The organism is Elizabethkingia miricola, assembly GCF_001675285.1.
GTDB classification, from domain to species: domain Bacteria; phylum Bacteroidota; class Bacteroidia; order Flavobacteriales; family Weeksellaceae; genus Elizabethkingia; species Elizabethkingia miricola.
Map to the genome: position 1 here is coordinate 1 of NZ_LSGQ01000015.1, position 4310 is coordinate 4310.

Here is a 4310-nt window from a genome sequence, read left to right on the forward strand (position 1 = left end):
CAACTAAATCCTGATACTGACGATCAAGAACTTTTATCTGTTCCTGATAATCCTGCATTTTTCCTTTGTCACTTTTCTTCTTATCTGCTTCAAGACGATACATTTCACGAAGCCTAGCCTGTTGATCTTTAATATTTTGAAGACTTTTTTTGTCTGCATCATATTTATCTCCTCCTAACGCTTTACTGGCTGCATAAGCTAAATCTTCGTATACAGATTTTAATTCTCTCAGGGCGTCTGCTTCTCTCTTTATAGCACGTTCTTTCTTTTTATCGTTGTTGAACCAGCCAGAAACCATTTTTATAACTCCACCTATAGCCTGAATTCCGCCCGCAACTGCTTGGATCGGGTTTTTAGTAGCCAATCCTTCAAGCATGTTAGTTAACCCGCTCTGCATCTGTTCGAAACCTTGCATTGTCTGCTCCAGGTTATCTAAAATGTCTCCAAACGCATTATCCATGCTCAGGCCTAAGTCGTCAAATACACCTCTAACAGAGGATATTACCGATCTTACTTGGTTGAAATATTCAGATACAGATTCTAATGATTTTCTTAATGAAGTTGTTGACTGAGATAAATTATCTTCTGCTTGCTTAACTCCTTCTGTAGCCCTTCTTCTTCTTTCCAAGGCTGCATCATGCTTTTTCATTGCAGCATCGAATTCTTCTTGTGACTGAGCCTTATTAAGTAGATTATAGCTTTCCGCAAGATCTACATTTGCTTGTTCTAACTCAGACAGGAACTTCAAAAGAGCCTCGCTGTCGCTTCTATAGTTTTTATAAGACGATATAAGTCCCTTTAATGGATCAAAACGGGCTAATCTGTTTTGAATTTCTGTTATTTTATCAGAAATCGTTTTATAATCCTGAACAGAAAGATTTTCTTTATTTGCCTGACGAAAATTAACAAGTTGCTTAAGTATTCTTTCTAGTGAAGATTTAGAAGTGTATTCCAATTCACCAAAAGCAGTTTCCCAATCCTTAGAAGTCCTAAAAGCCTCTACAGTTAAACTTGAAAGCTGTTCTTTTTCTGCTTCACCTATTTTTTTTAGCTCGGAATCATTTTTAGCTAAAGTCCTTAAATCATTAGCGTCTTTGATGATTTTATTTTTCTTTTCCTCAAATGTCTTCCTGTCATTGAGTAACTGAATGTATGATGATTCAAGAGTTATCCGCTCTTCGTTCTTAGCTTTTTCAACGGCTCTATTTTTCGCAGATCGCTCTTCTTCTGTAGAATCTCCGGCATCTAATCTTTTGAATTTATCAAGTTCTGAAATCAATTCACTGCCAGAGAATTTTGTTTTAAGGACGTCAATTTGATTATTTACTCCTTCAATATATGTTTCAACTCCTTTATATTCTTTAATAGAGTTTAAAACCGATTTTAGGTTATTTGCTGTATCTTCATCGGCTTTGCCTGAGTTAAGCAATTTTTTAATAGCTATTTCAGATTCTTCAAGATATTTAATGAAGGATTTATCTTTAATTTTAGGAAACATATCATCTACTGTTTCCTTGGATAAACCTTGTTGCATAAGCATATCTCTCACTGAAATCTGGCGTTTTATTTCTTCAGCTTCATCACTAAAATTCTTTGTCTGCATTTCGCGAATCTTCCTGTTTATCAGTTTGATTCTTTTTTCAGCTTCTTCAACGGTTATAATTTCACCAGTATAGTAAGGCTTTCCGCTTTTATCTTTATCCTGACCATATTTATCTACTTTACGAACTTTAACCTGGTTGTTTATAGAAAGATCTTTCGCTTCTTGAAGGAGGCGCACTCGTTGTTGCAGCTCTTTTACAGATCCAACCGGAAGTATTTCGGCAATCTGCCTAGTTTCCTTTTTTACCTTTTTTAAAGTGTAGTCGTAAGCTTTCAAGTGCTCATCGGCCTCACGTATCTTTTTTATATTTTTATTCCAGTCACCGCCGCCAATTTGCTTACCACTCATGGCATCATTTGCCTCGGAAGCCTCTTTCTTTTGCTGTTCCCAGAACGCTTTGTTTTTATCAACAGGCTGCGCAGTATTTTGGAGGGAACTCAATTCGTTTTTCGCCTTTTTTATCTCAAGTAAAAGAGATGAAACAGAAAGATTGGCAAGGGAATTTCCAAGCTTAACAGTCAATACATCAGCATCTTTTAAATGTTTATTTTTTTGTTGATGTTGGAATAATTGAGATTCAAGGCTTTTATATTCATTTTCATAGTATACCTTTCTCTGTTCAACAGTCATATTGGCTATTTTTTCAGCCTCATTACGTCTATCTAAAATAAATTGCTGCTTTTTAAGTGCGATTTCAGCCCCTTCAAGTTCTTTTACATAGCCTCCTAACGTCCAGTGATGTTCAAGCCCAAAATTTTCAGGTTCAATTCCTTTATCAAAATCTCTAATAAAATCCTTCAATTTTTGAATCTTATCTTTAGATTTATCAATATCTACAATTAGAAGCTCCTTATTTTTCGAATCTTCAGCTTCCGCTAAAAGTTTATTGACTTTAACCTGTTCCATTTTTAGGAACGTCTCCATAGATATGTTTTTCAGAAACTCAGGATATAACAATAGCATTTTCTCATATGCCTGATGCCTTTGCAAATTAGTGGCATAGTCACTTCTTAGTACCGTTAAATATTCCTGAGTCTTTGATTTAAGCCCATCAAGAATCTTTATGTTTCTTTCTCTGTTTTCAGCTAGAGATTTTTCAGCTTTTTCAAGTGCTGTCGTGGTATCACGAAGCTTGAAATAGGCATAAACCAATCCGACCACTGCAATGGTTGCTAATACATAAGGATTATTAAGCATTGTAGCATTCAGAAAAGCTTGCGCAGAAGCCACTGCTCTAGTTGCTGCAGCTCTCAACTGTTGCACAGCAGTAAGTCTTACTTCAGCTAATGCACTTGCGTTTTTAGTAGCTGTACTCAATGCCTCTTGTGCAGCTTCAACTTTTGTCGTCGCTATTTTAACCTCCTTAGCTGCGTTAGATGCCATTATAGCGCCTAATGCTGTTTTATCAGCCTGAGCATTTGCCAACTTAGCATTTGCAGCAACTAATTCTGTTTCTGCTTCCATTAAGTTTGCTTTAGCTTGCCTTTCTGTAACTAAAGCTCTACCTAAAGCCATCCTTTCTGCAAATGTCATAGAAGCTATATCTCTAGTCATGGTTTTACTTCGTAGAGATTCTACAGCAGAAATAGTTATCAACGCTGCCCTATAAGCGCCATAAACAACAACCAGAGCCTCAATTATATTTAGAACCTCCTTATAGTGTTCAACCAAATAAGACAAACCATCAATGCCTTTTCCAAGGATGCTTTCTTGGCTTTGACCAATTTGATTCAACATTTGTTCAAAGTTGTCACCCAGATTTGAGACTTTCCCCGACAAAGAGGCTGACTGCTGTTCCATTAAATTAAAGAACATGCCTCCTTCATTGGTTAATGAGAACAAAACGTCTTTAACATCGTTAAATCCTATTTTCCCAGCCGAAACCATTGTAGATATTTCCGCAGTTGTCTTTCCGAACTTTTTAGCAAGTTCAGCAACCATAGGAATTCCGGCTTCAGTAAACTGACGGAGATCATCACCCATCAATTTACCTTTTGCTTTTACCTGACCGTAAACAAGATTTATACGCTGAATAGGAACAGATAACCCTGCTGCAATATTACCCATTCGGGTAAGGGTATCTACTACTTCATTAGCTGGTACTTGAAACGCCAGCAATTGCTTTGCTCCACTAGAAACGTCTTGAAGAGAGAAAGGAGTTTTAGCAGCAAGATCGACCATTTGGTTCATCAATTGCTTTGCTTGTCCTCCATTTCCAAGCATAGTAGAAAAGGCTATCTCGGTTTTTTGAAACTCTCCCCTAATGTCTATAAGCTCCATCACGAAGCCTTTTAGTGCGCTTGCTGAAAAATATCCGGCAATGCCTAATGACAAGTTTTTAAAAGCAGAATCCATTCTGCTAGTCTGTTGTTCAACAACACCAGTAAGACCGAGAATATCAGTCCTAATCTGATTAATCCCAGTCCTAAAATTTGATAAATCTATTGTAGCCCTAAAATTAAGTGCCCCAGCTGCATTATTCATTCCTCCTCCTACTTATATATATCCAAGCTTCTAATAAAGTCCTCTGATGTCTGCTCAGTAAGAGTTATTCCATCATTCTTCTTTTTATCATCATCCGTTTCGTAATTAGATGCATCAATCAACATACGTTGTACTATTCTCCAATCAATCTTCCAAAGCAAATAGTCAAAAGTCCAATGAAAGCGGGCGCATATCTGCCCTAATCTTCCATGTATGGCTCTTA

General features: G+C 36.9%; 2 protein-coding genes. Both read right to left on the reverse strand.

Annotated elements, in window-relative coordinates; translation table 11 throughout:
• A partial coding sequence (locus tag ATE49_RS10885) for a tape measure protein (protein ID WP_065082194.1) occupies window positions 1-4087 on the reverse strand: 4087 nt, incomplete at its 3' end.
• A gap of 8 nt (window positions 4088-4095) precedes the next feature.
• Window positions 4096-4302, reverse strand: a complete 207-nt coding sequence (locus ATE49_RS20360) for a hypothetical protein (RefSeq protein WP_081278459.1) — start codon at window positions 4300-4302, stop codon at window positions 4096-4098.
• Window positions 4303-4310: the final 8 nt, after the last annotated feature.